The 20,050-nt window shown below is 36.2% G+C and carries 19 protein-coding genes; 8 read left to right on the top strand and 11 right to left on the bottom strand.

Annotation, left to right across the window (positions count from 1 at the left end):
- Positions 1 to 573 precede the first annotated feature (573 nt).
- The 5 genes from K9N40_09325 to K9N40_09305 all read left to right on the top strand — a co-directional run bounded on the left by K9N40_09325 (position 574) and on the right by K9N40_09305 (position 8,296).
- Positions 574 to 711, top strand: a complete 138-nt coding sequence (locus tag K9N40_09325) for a hypothetical protein (protein MCF7814668.1) — start codon at positions 574 to 576, stop codon at positions 709 to 711.
- Positions 712 to 749: 38 nt separating this feature from the next.
- On the top strand, positions 750 to 1,736 hold the full coding sequence (locus tag K9N40_09320) for a hemolysin family protein (protein MCF7814667.1): 987 nt from the start codon (positions 750 to 752) through the stop codon (positions 1,734 to 1,736).
- A gap of 182 nt (positions 1,737 to 1,918) precedes the next feature.
- Positions 1,919 to 2,923 (top strand): type I glyceraldehyde-3-phosphate dehydrogenase, encoded by a 1,005-nt coding sequence (gap, locus tag K9N40_09315; GenBank protein MCF7814666.1) that lies wholly within the window; start codon positions 1,919 to 1,921, stop codon positions 2,921 to 2,923.
- Entirely contained in the window at positions 2,920 to 7,017 is a 4,098-nt protein-coding gene (locus K9N40_09310) for a hypothetical protein (GenBank protein ID MCF7814665.1), read from the top strand. Before gap ends, K9N40_09310 begins: the two co-directional genes overlap by 4 nt.
- A 25-nt stretch (positions 7,018 to 7,042) precedes the next feature.
- Positions 7,043 to 8,296, top strand: a complete 1,254-nt coding sequence (locus K9N40_09305) for a glyceraldehyde-3-phosphate dehydrogenase (protein ID MCF7814664.1) — start codon at positions 7,043 to 7,045, stop codon at positions 8,294 to 8,296.
- 112 nt (positions 8,297 to 8,408) lie between these two features.
- Here K9N40_09305 and K9N40_09300 read toward each other — a convergent pair whose 3' ends face one another.
- The 10 genes from K9N40_09300 to K9N40_09255 form a co-directional block, all read right to left on the bottom strand.
- Positions 8,409 to 10,133, bottom strand: coding sequence for a T9SS type A sorting domain-containing protein (locus K9N40_09300; GenBank protein ID MCF7814663.1), 1,725 nt, complete (start codon positions 10,131 to 10,133; stop codon positions 8,409 to 8,411).
- Positions 10,130 to 10,981, bottom strand: coding sequence for a hypothetical protein (locus tag K9N40_09295; protein ID MCF7814662.1), 852 nt, complete (start codon positions 10,979 to 10,981; stop codon positions 10,130 to 10,132). Before K9N40_09295 ends, K9N40_09300 begins: the two co-directional genes overlap by 4 nt.
- Before the next feature lie 394 nt (positions 10,982 to 11,375).
- On the bottom strand, positions 11,376 to 11,870 hold the full coding sequence (locus K9N40_09290; GenBank protein MCF7814661.1) for a hypothetical protein: 495 nt from the start codon (positions 11,868 to 11,870) through the stop codon (positions 11,376 to 11,378).
- 81 nt (positions 11,871 to 11,951) lie between these two features.
- Entirely contained in the window at positions 11,952 to 12,278 is a 327-nt protein-coding gene (locus K9N40_09285; protein ID MCF7814660.1) for a hypothetical protein, read from the bottom strand.
- 15 nt (positions 12,279 to 12,293) lie between these two features.
- Positions 12,294 to 12,665: a thioredoxin family protein gene (locus K9N40_09280; protein ID MCF7814659.1), complete on the bottom strand. Its 372-nt coding sequence runs from the start codon at positions 12,663 to 12,665 to the stop codon at positions 12,294 to 12,296.
- Positions 12,666 to 12,676: 11 nt separating this feature from the next.
- Positions 12,677 to 12,907, bottom strand: a complete 231-nt coding sequence (locus K9N40_09275) for a thioredoxin family protein (protein MCF7814658.1) — start codon at positions 12,905 to 12,907, stop codon at positions 12,677 to 12,679.
- Between the two features lie 19 nt (positions 12,908 to 12,926).
- On the bottom strand, positions 12,927 to 13,631 hold the full coding sequence (locus K9N40_09270; protein MCF7814657.1) for a cytochrome C biogenesis protein: 705 nt from the start codon (positions 13,629 to 13,631) through the stop codon (positions 12,927 to 12,929).
- Positions 13,632 to 14,930, bottom strand: a complete 1,299-nt coding sequence (locus K9N40_09265; protein ID MCF7814656.1) for a permease — start codon at positions 14,928 to 14,930, stop codon at positions 13,632 to 13,634.
- Between the two features lie 77 nt (positions 14,931 to 15,007).
- On the bottom strand, positions 15,008 to 15,331 hold the full coding sequence (locus tag K9N40_09260) for a carboxymuconolactone decarboxylase family protein (GenBank protein MCF7814655.1): 324 nt from the start codon (positions 15,329 to 15,331) through the stop codon (positions 15,008 to 15,010).
- Between the two features lie 14 nt (positions 15,332 to 15,345).
- Positions 15,346 to 15,660, bottom strand: coding sequence for a metalloregulator ArsR/SmtB family transcription factor (locus tag K9N40_09255; protein ID MCF7814654.1), 315 nt, complete (start codon positions 15,658 to 15,660; stop codon positions 15,346 to 15,348).
- 139 nt (positions 15,661 to 15,799) lie between these two features.
- Here K9N40_09255 and K9N40_09250 point away from each other — a divergent pair, with 139 nt between their 5' ends.
- The gene (locus tag K9N40_09250) at positions 15,800 to 16,279 is read left to right on the top strand and encodes a hypothetical protein (GenBank protein MCF7814653.1); all 480 of its coding nucleotides are present in this window, start codon (positions 15,800 to 15,802) and stop codon (positions 16,277 to 16,279) included.
- On the opposite strand, the gene K9N40_09245 is transcribed toward K9N40_09250, so the two are convergent.
- Positions 16,274 to 17,140 carry a DUF1295 domain-containing protein gene (locus tag K9N40_09245; protein ID MCF7814652.1) on the bottom strand — a complete coding sequence of 289 codons (867 nt, stop codon included), beginning with the start codon at positions 17,138 to 17,140 and terminating at the stop codon, positions 16,274 to 16,276. The genes K9N40_09250 and K9N40_09245 overlap by 6 nt on opposite strands.
- Before the next feature lie 346 nt (positions 17,141 to 17,486).
- Between K9N40_09245 and K9N40_09240 the strand changes: the two genes are divergently transcribed.
- A complete protein-coding gene (locus K9N40_09240) occupies positions 17,487 to 18,995 on the top strand; it encodes a PAS domain-containing sensor histidine kinase (GenBank protein MCF7814651.1) in 1,509 nt (502 codons plus the stop codon).
- The gene (locus K9N40_09235) at positions 18,992 to 19,633 is read left to right on the top strand and encodes a response regulator transcription factor (protein ID MCF7814650.1); all 642 of its coding nucleotides are present in this window, start codon (positions 18,992 to 18,994) and stop codon (positions 19,631 to 19,633) included. The genes K9N40_09240 and K9N40_09235 overlap by 4 nt, the downstream gene beginning before the upstream one ends.
- Positions 19,634 to 20,050: the final 417 nt, after the last annotated feature.

Below are 20,050 nucleotides of genomic sequence, written 5' to 3'. Positions count from 1 at the left end.
AGAAACAAAATACCGATTATAAAAAATCTGCCTGAATCTGTCTGGATCAATAAACCCGAAAATATCGAAAAGAAAGTGAAGTAATTATGAACAAAATTAAACTACTAAAGTGTCCAGAAATGCTTGACACGTTCCGATAGAACCTCCTTTAAATTTCCATTTTTATGAACTGATGGGAAGAACTGAAATAAATTCCAGTTTCGTTTGATTATTATCTCTTTTATACATTCGAAAGTACATTATCGAAACAAAAGAAAAAATAAAGCCAATAATTAGATTCATACTGCCCAATAGGATATCGTGATCTGCAACTATAAACAGAGATCCCAAGATAATCCTTGTTACCGACATTATCCCCATAATTATGCCCCAAATTATCAAAAATCTGTTTTCCTGTTTCACTACTTTCTCCTCAATGTTATATTCAATTTGCAAATGATGTTCCAAATGGTTTCTGTTCCAATATTTTCAATTTAAATGCCTATATTGTAAAGTATTAGATATTATTTTGTGCTGCTCCAATAATTATTTATCCTACTTCAACTTGCACTAAAAACACTGCATTTTGCGAAAATGAAAACAGTTCAAAAATTGGTTTTTGAGTTATTCAATCCTGATCAACTGCCTTATCGTTTGCAACAAATTCGAAAGATAATTCGGAATTTTGCTAAACTGGTTCTGGAGTTCTGTTTTAAGAAAGAAAATAATTAGATTTGACATATCAGGGCATAATTATAGTTTTCATTATTATGTTAATAGTTATTTTCGCAGTCAGCATTTTTATACTTCTGTTCCTTTCGGGCTGGTTTTCCAGTTCGGAAAGTGCACTTACCGATATCGACAGCAGTCAGATAGCTACTTTGCAATCCAATAAAACCAAAAATATTGATTATCTGATCTATCTGAAAAAGCACATGGATAAAACTCTTATCACGATCTTGCTGGGAAACAATGTTGTAAATATCCTTCTTTCATCGCTGGCTGCTCTGCTGGCAGATCAACTTTTTCATACTTTGGGTGTAAGCATCATGATCGGAGTGATCACTTTTCTCGTTGTGATCTTCGGAGAAATTTCTCCAAAATCGCATGCTATCATGAATCCTGAAGAAGTCGCCCTGAAAAGATCTAAAGCTATTTATATTTTAATGAAAATAACAGCTCCAATTATCTGGTTGTTATTAATGATCTCTCGGTATTTTACCAGAAGATCAAAAAACAACACGAGCGAAAATCTTTTGATCAACGACAAAAACATCAAAGATCTGGCCACTTTGGGAGAACATCAGGGAGTTATAAAAAAGATCGAAAAAGATATAATTCATCAGGTTTTCAATTTTGGAGACAGAAAGATAATCGATATCGTAATTCCCATGCAGAAAGTTTTTGCAATTCAGCTTAAAGATAACTTCCAAGCTGCTAAACATAAGATAGCCGAAAAAGGTTTTACTCGAATTCCGGTAATGCATAAAAATAGAATTGTCGGAATTATTTACAGCAAAGACCTGATAGCTGTTCAAAAAGGTTCCATCAAAAAATTGATGCACAAACCGTATTTTGTTCGTTCACAGTGTGACATCACAGATATTTTTTTGAACATGAGAAAGAGAAAAGTTCATCTGGCAGTGATCACAAATCAGGAAAAAGAGCATATTGGCATCGTTACCTTGGAAGATATTCTGGAAGAATTGGTCGGTAATATTTACGATGAATATTACGATAAGAAATTTGGAAAGTAAACAATAAGAAAAATAACTGAAATTCTTATAATAAAAAATTTAATTCTACTGGTAATTTTGTAAAATATTTCATAGCAATTAAGTATGAAGTCCATAGTATTTTATAATGGTATATTTTCTTGACATTATTCTGATAAATAAATAATGCACAGTGTAATTTTTGAAGTTATAAAGAGAGTATAATGTCCATAAAAATTGGAATAAACGGCTTTGGCAGAATTGGCAAGATGGTTTTCCGACTTGCAATCCAGGATCCTGAAATTGAAATAGTTCACGTAAATGATAAAATGGACATCGAACTCTTGCATCATCTGATAAAATATGACAGCGTTCATGGTAGATTTATCACCGATGCAAAAATCGAAAATGACAGTTTAATTTTTAATGATAAAAAAATACTTATTACACATTTTGATAAACCTGAAAACATTCCCTGGCAAAAGCAAAAAGCAGATATCATTGTCGAATCCAGTGGTATTTTCAAAACCAGAAAGCAGATGGAAGGTCATCTGAAACAAGGTGCAGAAAAAGTCATACTTAGCTGTCCTTCGGAAGATGAAACCATCGATAGAACTGTCATCATGGGAATCAATCATAACGAGCTTTCAAATTCAGATAAAATTATTTCCAATTCCTCCTGCACGGCAAATTGTGTAACGATCCTGTTGAAAATATTGCATGATGAATTTGGAATTCAGAAAGCGTTTATGAATACTGTGCATCCTTTTACCAACAATCAGAAACTGCAGGATGGATTTCACCCAGATTTTCGTCGCGCCCGATCAGCTTTGAACAATATTATTCCAACTACTTCCAGTGCTGTTGTTAATATACCCTTTGTAATGCCGGAGATGAAGGGGATCTTCGATGGATTTGCCACCAGAGTTCCAGTTTCGGACTGCTCTTTTGTAGAACTTACAGCTCATCTTGCTTCCAAAGTTACAGTACCTCAGATCAATGGTACTTTTATGGCTTATGCCTTGGGCAAATTTAAAGATTATCTGGAATATTGTGAAGATCCCATCGTTAGTAAAGATGTAAATTCCAATTACCATTCGGCAATTTTCGATTCCCTGTCTACTAAAGTTTTAGGCAATGATCTTATTCAGGTTTTGGCCTGGTACGATAACGAAAGCGGTTATTCGGCCAGAATGATCGACCTGATAAAATATTTTGCAAGATTATGAAAAAAATAATAAATTCCAAAGCATTAGAAGTAAATCTGGAAATGACCAAAGATGATAATGTCATCATTCCTGAAGACCATCTGTGGCTACTTTCTCTTTCCAAAGACTACTGGGGTATTCACAAAAGAGTAAAGGAACTGATAAAAGAATATCATCATCCCTATTCCAATCGCAAAGTAGTATTAGAATTGCTAAATAAAATACTTATCAGCGACTTCTGGATTTATAATGAAATAAACGAAACGGATAAAGTTGTAAATATCTTCCTGCAGATTTTCGATACATTATTGAAAGAAAAGCTTTCTAAAGAACTTCACAAGCAGCTGGTTTTTATATACCTGAATTTCTTTAAAAAGCAATACGAACAATTCAAAACCTGCGATTCTTTGATATCTGAATTTATTCAAATTCTGGATAGTAATTTGGAGGAAAGATATTTCAGTTATCTGAATAATATCAGTTATTTTATCAAATGTTTGAATAAGCCGGCTTCTCATTCGGAAAAGAAGGAACAAGTTTTCCACTTTATGCAAAAACTGATTCAAAAAAACATCGATTTCTGGGATAGTACAACAGAATTGGAAAAATGGTATTCGGAAAATAAAGATAAATTTTCTCAAGATTATTCCGAGGAAATAAAAGTATTGGGAAAAGCTTTTTTCAATACATATCAGGAAAAACTTAAAAAAGCCAAAACCTGGGATCAGCTTCACGAAAGTATTTTCACTTTTTCTGATATCATAGATGCTTTCAGAACCAAGATCGATATCTTTCAAATGGTTACCGATAAATTTTATTACATCTTTTATCTTCTTCATCTTCCCGGTATGATCTATCATCGTAATTACCTTCTGATGGATTTGAATAGAACTATCAAAAGTATAAGCTCTGAACTTAATGAGGAGAAGTCTTTGCAATCAATTGTTGGCTTGTTCTCTTTGTTTGCCGATTTCAAAGAAAGTCATATGGGTTTGATTTTAGATTCTATGCTTACTTTGGGAAAAGAGATCATTAATACAAAAAATGAAAGATTGATCCATTTTTACGAAGAAGAGGTTATTAAATTCGGATTTGTTAGTGGAAATGTAAATTATCTGAATGACGATTGGACTCTGAAAGTTGATCCCAATCATGTAAAAAATATTCGAGTCTGGTTGGAAATAATCGAGTACGATCCTGAAATGATGCAGAAACTTCTTTCGGCTCTCATAATAAATCTGTATATCGGTGGTGTTTTTATCTTCGATACCGATCTTTTTCAGAAAGATGTTACCAGACTTCTAAATACCAGAATTTCTCCTATCTACAAACGTGTAAAACAACTCACTCGAAACTTTCCGGTCTATTTCAATGAAATTGGTGCTGAAGGCAAACTGCGTGATGTAACAACCAAAATTGATGAACTTTCCCAAAGAAATGACAAACTTATCCATTTCCTGCGCAAACAAACACATACGGAAGGCAATAATTCTCATATTGGAATTACCTATAAGATCATTCAGTTCTGGCACGATCTCAGTATTCAAAGGCTGAAGGACGTTATTCCGCAAAACGTTATCGATACGATCAATGTAGATGGAATCTGGGTGAAAGGTGTACACAAAGTATTAAATCAACTTTGCAAAAGCAACAACATCAAGTTGGATGATCTGCTGCTGAAAGACATGGAAAGCATCGAAAAACTGCTGAAAAAAATAAATCATAAAAAAGAAAAAGATATAAAACGAGTTAGCCTGATCATTGAACTTTATCAGCTTCTCAAGGAAAAATATTCATTCGAAACCTATGATATTAGTGCTATTTTGCGTCGACATAATTTTGTAAAGAAAACCGATATTGATATTTTAGAAACTCAATTGAACAATCAGGAAGATATCAAATCTTTAAAAACAATATTCCGTATCATGAGAAATCTGAATGAGATCATTTTTGACCCTGCCGAGAGTGAAGGCTGGGAAAACATCTATCACAAACGTCATATCGCTTTTGGAATTCCTTCCATGTATGGAAATTACCGGGAAAAGAAATTTGAAGCTCTGGGGCTTACTTTCCGTCTGGAAAATATTGCTTCTATTATTTTTGAAAGAATTTTAGATCAAATCAATATCGATTATTTCACGGTAAGAACTCTGAAAACTATCTATCTGCTCATACATCTTTTCCGTGAGGGCTTGGCTTTGAATGGAATTTACGATCAAGGTTTTGATTCCAATTTGGATATGCTGCAGTACAGTCTTACTTCCGGTGGTTTTTCTATCGGACAGTACGCTAACATTTTCCAGTTTATGGAATCCAGCATCAAAGAGATCATCAATAAATATTTCATTCTACCATACAGCAAACTTCTTAACATAATAATTCCGCAGCATCTGAATCTTGATGAAAACATCAGTGAAGATAAGAAAAAACTTATTATTGTGAGAAGATCGGAAGTATTTTTCAGAAATCTTCTGGCGTCAGCATTCCTGGTACAAATGTTCGATAATTTTTTAGGAAAGATCCTGAATAATCTCAGAAACATGGTCAGCACACTTTCCAAAGATGAGATCCATAATATCATGAATTACGATCCCGACAGGATTTTCAGCCCTTTCAATGCCAAACGCGCTGCCATGGACAATCAGATATTCCTTGGTTCCAAAGCCTTCTACCTGAAAAAACTCTATCTGTGGAATTATCCTGTACCACCCGGTTTTGCCATAACTTCTGAAGTTTTCAAGATCATTGATCTACTGCCTAAGATAGCTTCTTTGAATAAAGATATTGATGACCTCTTAAAACGATATGTTTCCAGAATTGAGAAAAAAACCGACCTGAAATATGGAGATCCTTCCAAGCCTTTGTTATTGAGCGTAAGATCCGGCTCCACCATTTCCATGCCTGGAATGATGAACACTTTTTTGAACGTAGGACTTAACGATGAAATTACAGAAAAACTGAGTAAGCAGCACAATTTTGGATGGACTTCCTGGGATTGTTATCGTCGTCTTCTACAAACATGGGGAATGGCATTTGGTTTGGATAGAAACGATTTTGATCAGATCATGCTGGATTACAAAGAAAAATATAAAGTTAAGAAAAAGATCGGATTTAAGCCTGAAACAATGAGAGATATCGCTTTTTCTTACAAAAAACTGCTTACAGACAACGGTGTGGAGTTTGAATCTGATCCCTTCCAGCAATTAAAAAAAGCGATCATTTCAGTTTTCCATTCCTGGAATACAGAAAGAGCTAAGCATTACAGAGATTTCATGCATGTAGCCGATGAATGGGGCACTGCCGTTATCGTTCAAAAAATGGTGTTGGGTAATATTCATCGAGAATCCGGCTCTGGAGTATTGTTTACTCACGATGTAAATGATACAGTCTCCGGCATCAATATCGTGGGAGATTTTTCTTTCCTAAGTCAGGGAGAAGACATTGTGGCTGGGCTGGTAAATCCATTGCCGGTAAGTGAACGGCAGAGACAAAGATATTATCAAAATGCACCATTCTCGCTGGAAACAGCTTTTCCCAAAATATTCAAGAAACTGGAAGACATTTCTCGTGAATTAACCGAAGTGCACGGCTTCAGCTATCAGGAGATCGAATTTACATTTGAAACTTCGGAGCCTGAAGATCTTTATATTCTGCAAACCAGGAACATGAAAGTAATTAAAAGCGAGAAAAAGAAAGTTTTTGCTGTTGCTCGCAGTGAAATGAAACGGATAGGTTGCGGAATCGGTATTGGAAATGAAGTACTAAATGGTGCTGTAGTTTTCGATCTGGAAGACCTGAGAAAATTAAAAAAAGAAAATCCCGAACAGAATGCTGTTTTAGTAAGACCCGACACCGTTCCCGATGATATCGATATTATCTTTGAATGTGAAGGACTGGTAACTGGAAGAGGAGGAGCTACTTCTCATGCCGCCGTAACCGCTGCCAATCTTGGTAAGATCTGCATTGTAAATTGCGATCATATGACAGTGAAAGAAGATGAGAAAAAATGTATCATCAACAAAAATATTTTTAAAGCATTTGACCTGATAGCCATTGATGCTACAAATGGAATTGTCTATAAAGGAAACTATCCTGTTACGGAGCAGGATGTATAAAAAAAAATAAAAGAAGGAGTATTGCATGAGCGCCGGTTTAAGTAAAAAGAAACTACTGGGAATTAACGGATTAGGCCGAATTGGAAAATTGACTCTTTGGTACCATATTCTTAACAGAAAATTTGATGGCATCGTCATTAATATGGGAAGAGATGTTGGTAAAAGTCTGGAAGATCTGATACAAACTATCCTGGCAGATTCCACTTATGGCACATTAGACCATTTTCTGTATGGCTACACGGGAAAAACATGTAATGTTAAAATCATTGATAAGGAAATTAATCAAATAGAAATTGAAGGTTTTCCTGTTAAGATTTTGAATAAGCAAAGAAATCCAAAAGATATTAATTGGAAGAATGAAGGTGTCAGGCTGGTGGTAGAATGTACCGGACAATTCCTCGATCCAACCAAATCGGACAGTGAAACCAGAGGAAGTGTGCTGGGTCATCTTACATCCGGTGCCCAAAAGGTTATCACAAGCGCACCTTTTAAGATGAAAAATGGAACTAAAGCAGAAGTAAACCAATATCCTACTTTTATCTACGGTATCAATCATCTGGATTACGATCCAACCAAGCACGATGTAATCTCTGCTGCCAGCTGCACAACAACAGGTCTGGCTCACATGATAAATCCACTTTTGGAAGATAAAGAAACCAATGATATTCTTACTGCTTCCATGTCCACAGTTCATGCTGCCACAAACACTCAAAGCGTTCTAGATTCAGTTCCCAAATCTGGAGCCAAAGATCTTCGGAAAAATCGATCTGTAATCAATAATATTATACTTTCCACCACCGGTGCTGCCAAAACTCTGGAAAAGGTTCTGCCGCAGATCATCAACTTTGGCTTCATGGCAGATTCGATTCGAATTCCCACCAATACTGTTTCACTCATTTCGTTGAATATAACCTTCAATTCGCGTGTGGATGATGATGGTTTACCCATCCTGACAGCTGATTACTTAAAGAATATTTACAAAATGGTAGCCAACGGATCACAAAAGGGTATACTGCATTTTGCTGCTCGTCAGAATGTTTCCAGCGATCTGCTGGGATTTCCAGCTGCTATAATAATTGAAGGAGACGCTATTCATACCAGAACAGGTTTTCTGAAAGTTTCTTCTGATGTGCTTTCCTCAATTGGCTTCAAGGATGCCCAGGATATAAATATTCCAGTTACCCATGCCAAGATCATGGGCTGGTACGATAATGAATTTGGCAGCTACGTTAACAGCCTGGGCAAACTCACTGAACATGTCGCTTCTCATATGGGATAAACTGGCTCGAAAAAATAAAATAAAAACGCTCCGATAGAAATACCGGAGCGTTTTTATCATAAACAGATAATGATTTATTTCATCAGGACCTGTCCTGTGAAATTCCGTAGGATTATTTCATCAGGATCATTTTCCTGGTTTCATGAAAATTTCCACTATTCATCTTGTAGAAATATACACCGCTGGAAACAGTTTTTCCAGTTTCATCGGTTCCATTCCAAATCGCAGAATGATGACCAGCTTCCAGCTGACAGTTGACAAGTTGTTTCACTTTCTGCCCTTTCAAATTATAAATCTGGATTTGCGTTAATTCGTCTGAATTCGTGGTTGAAAAACTAATTATAGTTTCAGGATTAAATGGATTTGGATAATTGCCAATCAGTTTAGTAACTGGAAGAAGTGGATTACCAGCTTCCGCACCGCCATAAGTGAATTCGATGGTTTGAGGAGAAGCAGTACCAACTCGATAGACCGCTTCGATATCTACAACATAATCCTGGCCGCCAACAAGATTCTCAAATTGATATTCGAATTGATTTGTGGGTAACAAAAGAGGATCGACCACTAAGGGCATACCATAGTCATTCACTATAAGTTCATAGCTTACACAATCAATCAATTCACCATCCAGATAAATATTATAGTAAAGAGGAAAATATCGGGGAGCATCGCTGAAATCATCGCTGCCATTTGTCTGGAACCACCAGCTGGCATGGAAATTTAAGGCACTGAAACCATTAAACTCTTCAATAAAAGCATCAACATCAAGAAGTTGAAAAACACCATAATATCCTGAATCAGAATTGAATAACGCTACAAAATCGCCATACCCATCCAGGCTGGTATCACCATCATATAGATATACTGAGTCTTCAGAATAATTTAAGGATAAAGCATTATTTAATTGAGTTATATTGGTAGCATCAGTAGAAGCATATAGGGTCGGAGCGCATAAATTTGCATTATCTATCCAGATACATTCCCTGTCTTCTGCTTGACTATGATTCCAAGAAGCAAGACTCCACATAAGATTCACAAAATTTGTGCTATCTCCCAATGTTGCTGGCTGATCAGCTACAGGCCAATAGGTTGGCCACATCATTGGCGCAACTAGATTCATTATTGAACCACCAATTATGTCACCCTGGTCTGGATTTTGCCAACTCAAAATCCCTTCCATATCATCGATTGTGATTTGTTCAGGTGGGTCTAACTCACAGTAATACAACTCTTTGGTAAGTATCGGATGAAATGTTTGCGATGTATGTCCATCGCTATAATTTACAGCGATGCCAACAACGTAGCTTTGCCCATAAACCATATTCTCAAAAGTAAAACTAAGCTCTGATGACGTCGCGATTAAATCACCATCCAGATAGATATCGTATTCTAATGGAACCGGTGGATCAGAACCACTCATTTCAGGTTCTTCCCATTGAAATAGAACGGAAGAATTATTGAAATCATTGGTTAATGTCAAGTTCTGTGGTACATCATAAAACGGTTCACTCAGATAAAAATTGATTGAGCTGATCTCCGATTCGCCAGTGCTATAAATAGCCTTTACACCTGCTGTATGATATGAATACAGAGTAAAATCAACAAACATATAACACATATTTGGAAAGTTCCATTCGTCAACATATTCGCCATCCCAGTAAAACTCGTAATGATCAAAGTTCGGAGCTGTAATTTCATTACAGAACATATAGATACTGGCACATTGTTCCGGAGCAGTAAAATAATCTCTTAACCCAAGAATTTCAGGAGCTTGAAACTGAGCAAATTGAGCGCTAATGAGAAACAGCAGAATCACACTTAAAGTCATTTTTTTCATAATTCACCTCTTTTATTTTTTTTTGAGACAAAATAATTATTCCTATTAATAAATTCCTCATACGTCATGGAACTTTCCCAATACGATTGAAAGATCATTCTGAACGTTTTTGCCAGGCTTTCATCATTGAAAAAATTAAATGTAACATCATCTTTTTTACCAGCTTTTTTCTCCAAAGTGAAAACAACTTTCATTGAATCAAAAACAACCAGTTTCATCGGCAGATATTCTACAATTCTAACTTCTTCACCCATATTTTTATAAAATTTTATCATTTCCAAGAAATTATCAATATCCTCTTTATATTCATAAATAGCCATGTGACGCACTCCACGTAAAATACTTTTTCTTTGGGGAGCACTAGCATTTTGCAAGTTACTTACATCCATCAAATAGGGAGGTTTACTGAAAGAAATTATTTCCTCTTTTGCGTCTTGCTCATATTTGTTTATTGTATCCAGAATATGTGCCTTGGAATGCAGAATTTTAACCGAATCATCAGATGCATTTTCTTTCCTTCTCTGGAAAAGTGGTTGAATTTCAATAGACAATTTCTTTAAATCGATAATATTTTGTTCAAATTCTTCAATCATAGATGCAAAGGCCAAATTGGGTTCAATTGCCCTGAATTTTCTAACCTTGCCCTTGATCTCTGTACAGAAGCCCAGAGAAATCAGTTTTTTCAATAAACCATAGGCATACGACCGATTAATATCAAGCAGATTTGACAAATGTGCAGCAGTAACATCGCTTATTAGCATAAAATAATATGCTTCAGCTTCGGGAGCAGTAAAACCAAGCTGAGTTTGAAGTTTTAAAATAATTTCTTCTTTATTCATTTTTTTCATGAAGTCATAATTAAATCTTAAATATTCGTTGTCAATATTTTTGTTTTATGACCACGCAAAAATATATTGGCGGTTGCTTATAATCAATAGAATATTGATTAAATTCTTCTACTACAATAAAAAAGAGATAAACTTTTTAATTTATAAAAGGAGCATTTCTTTTCAATCAATTTTTTACACTTTTTTGTCTCTAATCTTTTGTGTTTCAATATGATAGTTTAGCACTTAAAGAAATTTTTCGAAGGATGAGTGAAAAAAAATGCCCAACGAATATATTAAAGCTAATTTGAATTCTGAATCGTTAATTTGAAGTTTTATTTAATCAGGACCTGTCCTGTGAAATCCCGAAGGACTATTTCATCAGGATCATATTTTCGTTTCCTGCAATGTTCAATTAAAATACATACCCTACCTGGAATTCCAAAACATCATTCAGGTCATTTTCGGTATTTGTTCTGTATTCTGCCTTGATGAAAGCATTTGGAATCGGCTCAAAATTTAATCCAGCCAGAGAAATTCTGTCTTTATTGTTTTGAAAGGAATCGAATCCAGCGTAGGGTTTTATTTTTCCGGCAACCGGCAATTCAAATCCTTTTTTAAAACTTATCTTACCAAATATCTTTAAGTCATCCGTCTGGTCAATTTTATCATTCACGCTGCTGGTTTGAACTGAAAATTGGAACAGCTTCATCAGATCATATTGGGCATCCAATTCATAATGATATTTTTCATTCTTATGCTCGAAATTTTCCCAGATCATTGTTCCACCACAATGCAATGAACCAAGATCGAGAGAAAGTCTGAAACCTGCATCCATTTCTTCTGCGAAATTGTGTGACCAGTAAGCTCTCGCTTCCAAAAAGCTGATATTATATTTCAACTTAAGCATGTAACTGCTGGCAAGTGGAGAATGTTGAAAGGGATAAATCGAGATCGATTCGGCACCGCCGAAACCTTGAGATCCTCCACCTCAGCAGGATCCAGAACCGGACTCAGCACTGAAATTATAATACTGCTTGCCAATACGTAATTCCAGATCTTTTATAATTTTCAGTCGTAACCAGGCCAGATCGAGATCGGTTCTGAGAGTGGAGCCGTATTGAGTAAGCAAAATCGAAATGGCATAATCACTGAAATCGTTATTCCCCCAGCGCAGGGCTGCAAAATTTAACTGCCAGCCTTTGTGTTCTGAAAAAGGATTCGGCTCTTCATCCAGGGTGGAATAGATAAAGGAAACTTCATGAGAAAACAAATTCAATACAAGAAAAAACAGGCTCAAAACCAGAAGTTTTTTCATCTGCTTTTCTCCTTGTTAATGAATCTTAGTCAAGCCTTGGGTCTGCAGAAATTCATCGATCTGCTCTTCAGCATAAAAGCCGATATGCCGGTGAATTTCATTGCCCTCTGCATCCAGGAAAATCTGGGTCGGGATCATCCTGATCTTGTATTTCTCAGCAATTTCCTGCTTCTTTTTTACATCATGAAAGATCACCTGGATCTGATCACCATATTTTTCCCGAATCGATTCCAGAACAGGTTCCATCATTTTGCACGGAACGCAGGTTTTCGAGCCTAATTCGAGAAAAGTTATTTTTGGTTTAACCGAAGTTGAATCTTGTTCTGAAGTTTGGGCAAAACATATTCCTATTGCAAGGAATAAAATAAGTATTATAATTTTTTTCATTGTTAACTCACTCAAGAAATTAATTTAATTATATCTTTTGGGGAAAGAACTTTTCCCACTGATTTCACATCTTCATCAATTACCAGAGCCGGTGTCATCATCACACCATAATCGATTATTTTGTTAATATCTTCGACTTTTTCCACTGTCGCTTCAACTCCAGATTCTTTTAGAGCCACTTCTGTGTTTGCATAAAGCTTTTTGCATTTAGCACAACCACTTCCCAAAATTTTAATAACCATCATTTTCTCCTTTAGTTTTTTAATTTATTGCATTCCAAAATGTATCTAATGCTGCAATTATAATCAATATCCCGCAAATTATCCTGATTACTTTCGTTCCCCTGGAAGCAGTATTCCAGACCAGATATTTTTTCACCATTTCTGTGAATGTTCCTGCTAAAATTAACACTCCACAATGTCCTGTTATGAATGCAAGAACCAAGCCCATACAAAACCAGAATTGGGTTGAAATATTGGCAATCACAATCCCCAGGATCGGAGCCATAAAAGCCAGTGCACATGGGCCCAGAGCCAATCCAAAAATTAGTCCCAAAACTAATCCGGAAAGATAAGGACGATTCTTAATTCGACGATCTTTGCCAGAGCCAAAATCCGGCAGTGGAACTACTCCCAGAAAATATAGTCCAACCAGCAATAAAACGAGGCTTACAACTATTTTCAAAATCAGATCAAAACTGCCCAGCAGTAAACCGGCAAAGGAAGAGATCACAACTGCAATGAGCAATGTGATCAGAATTCCAATCGAAAAATTGAATGATATGAAAAAAGCTTTTCTGGTTGAAATATCATTCTGCTCATTAATGAATGCGATCACAAGCGGAATACTGGCCAGATGACACGGACTGAGTAGAATACTTAAGATTCCCCACAGAAAACTAGCTCCAATTGCTAAAGCAGGATTACCGTAAAGTGCCAGCGTAAGTTTTTCAAACAATTCAAACATTTAATAGATCGCTCCAAAAATTACTCCGGTGATCGTGGCCATCACAACAACCAGACTGACGAAAACAACTGTCTTTTTAGTTCCCATCACGCTGCGGATGACCAGCATATTAGGAAGTGAAAGTGCCGGACCTGCCAGAAGCAGAGCCAGAGCCGGGCCTTTGCCCATGCCGTTTCCCATCAAACCCTGCAGAATGGGCACTTCGGTAAGTGTGGCAAAATACATGAACGCTCCCACGATGGAAGCAAAGAAATTTGCCCAGATCGAGTTGCCGCCCACCAATTTAGAAATCCACTGAGAAGGAATTAGCCCTTCCTGTCCGGGGCGGGCTAAAAGTAAGCCGGCAACGATAACTCCAAAGAACAAAAGAGGTAAGATCTGCTTGGCAAAATCCCAGGTGGAGGTAAACCACTCTCCCATTTCATTTTCATCTCTGCTGATAAACCAGGAAAGGAAAACAACTCCGGCTACAAAGGTCAGCAGGGGATTCCAGTTAGATAGAAATCCCACAATCAAAACTGCAAGCGCAGTGATCACTATTTTCCAGGATTTCATTTTGAAGAGCGTTATTAAGATAATTCCCAGAGCAACTGCAAAAATAGAAGTGATGATCCATTTTGCACTATAAATCGCATTCCAGATTCCTGATTCTGTAGCTGGTTTGGCCCAATTAGCAAAGATCAGGATGAAGATCATGGAAGCAAAAAAGACCAGGTTATGCCAGAAAGGCCGCTCTACTTCTACCTCCGGCATCAGCATTTGCTTTTGAACCTTGGCCTGCTCATCTTTGCGAAAAACAAATCCCATGATTATACCGATCACAATACTGAAAACTATCGCTCCCACAGCCCGGGCAATTCCCATTTCCACACCCAGGATCCGAGCAGTGAGAATTATCGCCAGAATATTAATAGCAGGACCGGAATACAAAAATGCAGTGGCCGGACCTAAACCGGCTCCTCGTTTATAAATTCCACTGAACAAAGGCAGGATCGTACAGGAACAAACTGCCAGAATTGCTCCGGAAACCGAAGCTACCGAATAGGCCACAACTCGCTTGGCTCTTGCTCCCAGATATTTCATCACAGCATTCTGAGAAATGAAAACTCCAATTGCTCCCGCAATAAAAAGTGCGGGGATCAAACAAAGAATCACGTGCAGGCGCGCATACTCCTTTAAAAGGTGAAAAGATTCCATCACTGCATTTTGAAAACGAGCTGCACTTACCGGCAGATGATAGGCAGCCAGAAAGATCACCACCATCAACAGTAGTATTTTCCATTCATTTTTCCAATTCATAATATTTCCTTTTTTAATGCAACGAACAACATGAACTGAACTAACTTGGTTTTGTTCGTTTTGTTAGTTGCTATAACTTATTTAGCACAACCGCAATCGACGTTGCCTTGCAAAATTTCTTTCCAGTCACCGATCACATCATGTGTCCAGCAGTCATCTGCTCCGGCTGCTTCCCGCATTGTTAGAGCCAGAATATAAGTTAGTTCTTTAACTGTTGCTCCTGCTTCCAACGCGCCTTTGAAATGCTTCAATACACACGGTTTGGAACGGGCTTTTATCGATAAAGCAAAACAGATAAACTGGTAGGTCTTCTCATCGATCGATCTTTTCTCTTTGTAAAGATCATCCATCTTATCCAGCATCTCGCTGAATTCCGGGAAAAATTCACTTAACATTCTCATCTTAAATCTCCTTCTTATATTTCATTCATTTTATCTTTATTGGCTTGGATCACGTTCATCACACAGTTAAAAATATTCAGTACGCATCTGGTCTGAAGTTTATAAAAAATGCAGTTACCCCTTTTTTCCGAATTGATGATTCCGGCATTTTTCAGAACGGTGAGATGTTTGGAAACAGTGGAAATATCAGCCCCGATCATCTGGGTAAGATCTTTCACACAATATTCCTGCTGATCCAGTTTGTGAATGATAAACAATCTTGTAGCATGAGCCAGCGCTTTGCTGATGCGTGCCATTTCTTCATATTTCTTTATTTCTAAATCTTCCATTTTTTTCTTTCCTTTTACAAACTGTTGCCTATTTGGCAAAACTGCCAAATAGCGTCAACAATTTTGTCTATTTTTTTTATCTTGTGAATTTCTGAGTCAATTTTAAAATTGTATAATAAAGTTAAATTGGGGAGAAAAGATGTTATTGAAAATTCTCGATTGGATACGAATCTTAGCTGTAGGAGTTGCTTTCTTCTTCGGCTATCAAATTGGCTTTGAACATGGATACGATCCGATTGCTCAACTGCATTTCATGATCCCGATCATCATCGTGGCAATTGCCGGAATTTCCGGTTTGGAAGGCATTTTATGCGGCAAAAAATCAGCTGAATTGAAAGGGTTTGAAACCGGCAGCAACTATCAGAAGCAGTCAGCTATTGCCCTGCTATCTTATGCTGTAATTGCACTTCTGATTTATTTTGCCAACTGGGGCATCAAAGCTGAACTAACAATTTTATTCACTTTTATTTTCTTCTTTTTCTTTTCAGCTATCAATCATGGATTAGAAGCAGTGAAAAACAAGAACTACAATTGGCAGAATATCAATCGTCCATTCATTACACTTCTGCTGATTGCCGGATTGGTTTATCCGGTAGTGAAAGCACTGCAGAATTTATAGTTTCGGGATCAAAACCGGAGTATTTTTCTTATACTCTTCGTAATCTGTCTGTCCGCCCCATTTCTCATCGGCGCGTTTTTCCAGAATGGGAACTCCGCTGATCCTGGTAAGTAGAATTGCTACAAAAATCGGAGAGATCAAGCCGATCCACTGCCAGCTTTGAAATACCGGAACAGCAAGCACTGCCATGCCAAGCCAGATGGTGATCTCGCCAAAATAGTTAGGATGGCGGGATTTTGCCCACAAACCAACATTGATGAATTTCCCTTTATTGGCAGGATCAGCTTTGAATTTGCTTTTCTGCAGATCGGCAGTCACTTCAAAGATAAAGCCAAGCAGCCAGATCAAAATTCCGATGACAGCAAAAATATCAAATCCAACTTTTCTTTGCGAGGTTAATATAATCCAGGCAGCTGCCGAGGTAAATGAAACCCACAAACCCTGCAGATTCCAAGCATTCCAATAGCGGAAAAAATGCGGTTTCAACTCGTCGAACCTGCCATCTTTGCCGGCTTTACGAATGCGCCGCACCAGAAATGTTCCCAGCCTGCCGGCCCAGATCAGCACCAGAATTGTTGCAATAACTGTTCGAACATCTTTGATGGGACTTAAGATAAACAGCAGAATGATGATCGAGATATAGCTGAAACTGCCGATCAGGTCATAGAATTTTTCGGATTGAAAAATGAAAGCTGGTATAAAAGCCAGCCAGTTGATGGCAAAGGCCAATACCACCGCCATTCCAAACAGGGGAAAACCGGCAAAACTTGCGCTCTGCTGACTGCCAGCCCAGGCCAGTCCGAGTGCGATCAAAATAACTATCGGGATGGCAGCAATGGCAATTTTGTCTTCTTTTTTCATAATTACATCCTTTTATTTACAATATCTTCAAAAATTTATTTTTAACAAATTTTTATCGAAAATTGTAAAAATTAATTTATTCAAAACAATTTTATAATCCCGATATTTTTATGTTCCATAGTCGATTACAACGAAATTTTTTAATCTGAAACTTATACCATAAAGATATAATTTTGCGATATTGTAAGTTGTTTGCTTACAAAAAAATAAGTAAATGACTTATTGACAGCATTTTTAATGATTTAATTTTTAGTCTCATAATTTTACTTTGAATTAATTTGGAAAGCTTGGAAAGAAGATTGATCTTGCCAAAAGGTAGATCAAGCGAGAGGGAAAGGAGTATTTTTTGAATACATTATTATTTGTAATTATTTTGCAATTAATATTTACTTTCTTACTGATCCGGTATTTTATAAAAAATAAGAACACAGAATTAAAAAACAAAACCCTGAGATTTCAGCGCATTCTCGATAATTCTCCTATCGGATATTTTTTTGTAGCAATCGACAGAAAAATACAATATGTCAATCCAGCCTGGGAAAAAATGCATGGATATAAACTAAGTGAAATCAAAGGAAAAAGGTATGATTTCCTGGTAACTGATGAAAGCTCAGCAGAAGTTGAAAAACTGTTAAAGAGAATACTATTGGGTGAAACATTAACTGGCGAATTTGACAGACTATTGAAAAATGGTACTGTTGGCTATCATAATTACTATGTGCAACCAGTTTATTCAAAATCAGAAATCATAGGATTCGAGGGTTTCATGGTTGATATTATAGAGCTCAAAAACAAAGAACAACAGCTGATCAAAGCACACGAGCAGTTATTGTCGATCTTTGACAGCATCGATGAGCCTATATATATTTCTGATCCCATAGACTACAAAATAAAGTATCATAATAGTGCCACAAAAGAAGTCATCGGAAATTGTGTTAATCAGAAATGTTATGAAGCTTTTCATAATAGAAACTCACCCTGTGATTTTTGCACAAATGACAAAATCTTTGGCAAGAACATCGGCAAAACATATATTTGGGATTTTTATCATAAAAAAAATGAACGCTATTATAAATGCATTGACAGGGCGATCAAGTGGTCTGATGGAAAATATGTGAGATGTGAAATTGCCATTGATAAAACATCGTTCAAAAATACATTTTCTAAACTGGCAAAAGCCAATCAAGAACTTCATCTATTAGCAGAAAAAACAAATATCCGTATTGAAGAAGAAAAGAAAAAATTATCCAGGTATATCCATGATAGATTGGGACAATTATTTACTCTGATGAAATTAAAGCTGACTTCATTATCAAAACATGACGATATTGATGAAATCTGTATTGAGGAAATTGATAATTTGATCTCCATGACAGATAAAGGAATTGAAATTGCACGAAATATTTCCCGCAAATTGAGACCTTCGATACTTGATAATCTGGGTTTAAAGGAAGCAATTATCGATTATTTAACAAATTTCTCAGAGCTTTCCGATATTGTTTGTCATTATACATTCCAACCGGAAGATTTCTCTGTGGATAAAGAACTTTCCATAAACATTTACAGAATAATAAACGAACTTTTTACAAATATAATAAGACATTCTCAAGCTGATCATGTCTCTTTCGATTTCAATTGCAGCAAAAATGATCTATTGCTGATTGTTGAGGATAACGGGGTCGGCATTCCCACTGAAAAAATCATCAGCTCAAAATCTCTTGGTTTGATCGGTATCAGAGAAAGACTGCGACCCTGGAATGGGAATATGGTAATTGGAAACAAAAGTTCAAAAGGTACTCGTATTGAGATCAGATTACCGAATTATAACTCTAATAACTATAAGGATTTATTATGATCAGGATTTTAGTTGCAGACGATCATCCAGTGGTAAGAAAGGGAATCGTAAAGATTCTCAAAGATTTTTCAAAAACTTTTTTAATCGATGAAGTGGATAATGCCAGAGAGGCCCTGAAGAAAGCCAAAAAACATGATTATGAATTGATTTTGCTGGATATCTCCATGCCGTTTGGAGGAGGCTTTAAAGCTCTTGAACAGATATTAGCTATAAAACCAAAATCAAAAATTATCATGTTAAGCGTTTTTGATGATAAACAATATGTAGTCCATTCATTGAAGATGGGAGCAAAAGCCTACCTTACAAAATCTTGTGCTGCAGAAGAACTGGAAAAAGCTGTAAAAAAAGTACGAGCTGGCGAAAAATATTTGAGTATTGATCTGGCAGAAAAAATTGCTTTGAATATCGATAATGACAAGGGTGCCAAACATGAAGCATTAACCAAAAGAGAGTTTCAGGTATTCTGCCTTATTGCAAAAGGAAAGAAAACTGGTGAAATCGCCAAGGAACTTTCCATAAGCCCCAAAACCGTAACAACATACAGAAGCAGAATTTTAGAAAAAATGGATATGAAATCAACATATGATATTATTAAATATGCTCTTTCAAATCAATTAACAGAAAAAATTATTTTTTGAAAATCAAACAATTCACATTCCTGTAATACTTTATTTAGCAAACAATTACAAAAACTAATGAAACTATAGCTTACAGAAATATTAGTTAATTGCTTACAAATAATTAAGTACCTGTCGTATTGACTGATAGTTTACACAGAATTTCTTGAATATTGGATAAAGTGAAAACAACATGAACTGCAAAATCCGCATCATGAAAATCCATATTCCATTTTTTAAATTTTATTTATATTTAAAAACTCTGGGGAAGTTGTATGAATTTATTTTTTTATTTAAGTTTGAGTCCCCTCTAAAAACTCGATTTTAGTTTAACCATTTCACAACCTTCAATTTTATTGACGCTCAACAAAAATGGATCGAAAAACCCAAATTTAACTCCGAAATGGGCAAAACAAGCTCTGAAAAACTTCTCTATAT

The sequence above is a fragment of the Candidatus Cloacimonadota bacterium genome (assembly GCA_021734245.1).
GTDB lineage: Bacteria > Cloacimonadota > Cloacimonadia > Cloacimonadales > TCS61 > B137-G9.
Note: the sequence above shows the minus strand (reverse complement) of the source record. Positions and strands in the feature narration are given on the sequence as shown.

What these genes read in the sequence shown, in the direction of transcription:
- K9N40_09325 (MCF7814668.1), top strand. Translation starts at nt 574, where the DNA reads ATGAAAACAGTTCAAAAATTGGTTTTTGAGTTATTCAATCCTGATCAA.
- K9N40_09320 (MCF7814667.1), top strand. Translation starts at nt 750, where the DNA reads ATGTTAATAGTTATTTTCGCAGTCAGCATTTTTATACTTCTGTTCCTT.
- gap (MCF7814666.1), top strand. Translation starts at nt 1,919, where the DNA reads ATGTCCATAAAAATTGGAATAAACGGCTTTGGCAGAATTGGCAAGATG.
- K9N40_09310 (MCF7814665.1), top strand. Translation starts at nt 2,920, where the DNA reads ATGAAAAAAATAATAAATTCCAAAGCATTAGAAGTAAATCTGGAAATG.
- K9N40_09305 (MCF7814664.1), top strand. Translation starts at nt 7,043, where the DNA reads ATGAGCGCCGGTTTAAGTAAAAAGAAACTACTGGGAATTAACGGATTA.
- K9N40_09300 (MCF7814663.1), bottom strand. Translation starts at nt 10,133, where the DNA reads ATGAAAAAAATGACTTTAAGTGTGATTCTGCTGTTTCTCATTAGCGCT.
- K9N40_09295 (MCF7814662.1), bottom strand. Translation starts at nt 10,981, where the DNA reads ATGAAAAAAATGAATAAAGAAGAAATTATTTTAAAACTTCAAACTCAG.
- K9N40_09290 (MCF7814661.1), bottom strand. Translation starts at nt 11,870, where the DNA reads ATGCTTAAGTTGAAATATAATATCAGCTTTTTGGAAGCGAGAGCTTAC.
- K9N40_09285 (MCF7814660.1), bottom strand. Translation starts at nt 12,278, where the DNA reads ATGAAAAAACTTCTGGTTTTGAGCCTGTTTTTTCTTGTATTGAATTTG.
- K9N40_09280 (MCF7814659.1), bottom strand. Translation starts at nt 12,665, where the DNA reads ATGAAAAAAATTATAATACTTATTTTATTCCTTGCAATAGGAATATGT.
- K9N40_09275 (MCF7814658.1), bottom strand. Translation starts at nt 12,907, where the DNA reads ATGGTTATTAAAATTTTGGGAAGTGGTTGTGCTAAATGCAAAAAGCTT.
- K9N40_09270 (MCF7814657.1), bottom strand. Translation starts at nt 13,631, where the DNA reads ATGTTTGAATTGTTTGAAAAACTTACGCTGGCACTTTACGGTAATCCT.
- K9N40_09265 (MCF7814656.1), bottom strand. Translation starts at nt 14,930, where the DNA reads ATGAATTGGAAAAATGAATGGAAAATACTACTGTTGATGGTGGTGATC.
- K9N40_09260 (MCF7814655.1), bottom strand. Translation starts at nt 15,331, where the DNA reads ATGAGAATGTTAAGTGAATTTTTCCCGGAATTCAGCGAGATGCTGGAT.
- K9N40_09255 (MCF7814654.1), bottom strand. Translation starts at nt 15,660, where the DNA reads ATGGAAGATTTAGAAATAAAGAAATATGAAGAAATGGCACGCATCAGC.
- K9N40_09250 (MCF7814653.1), top strand. Translation starts at nt 15,800, where the DNA reads ATGTTATTGAAAATTCTCGATTGGATACGAATCTTAGCTGTAGGAGTT.
- K9N40_09245 (MCF7814652.1), bottom strand. Translation starts at nt 17,140, where the DNA reads ATGAAAAAAGAAGACAAAATTGCCATTGCTGCCATCCCGATAGTTATT.
- K9N40_09235 (MCF7814650.1), top strand. Translation starts at nt 18,992, where the DNA reads ATGATCAGGATTTTAGTTGCAGACGATCATCCAGTGGTAAGAAAGGGA.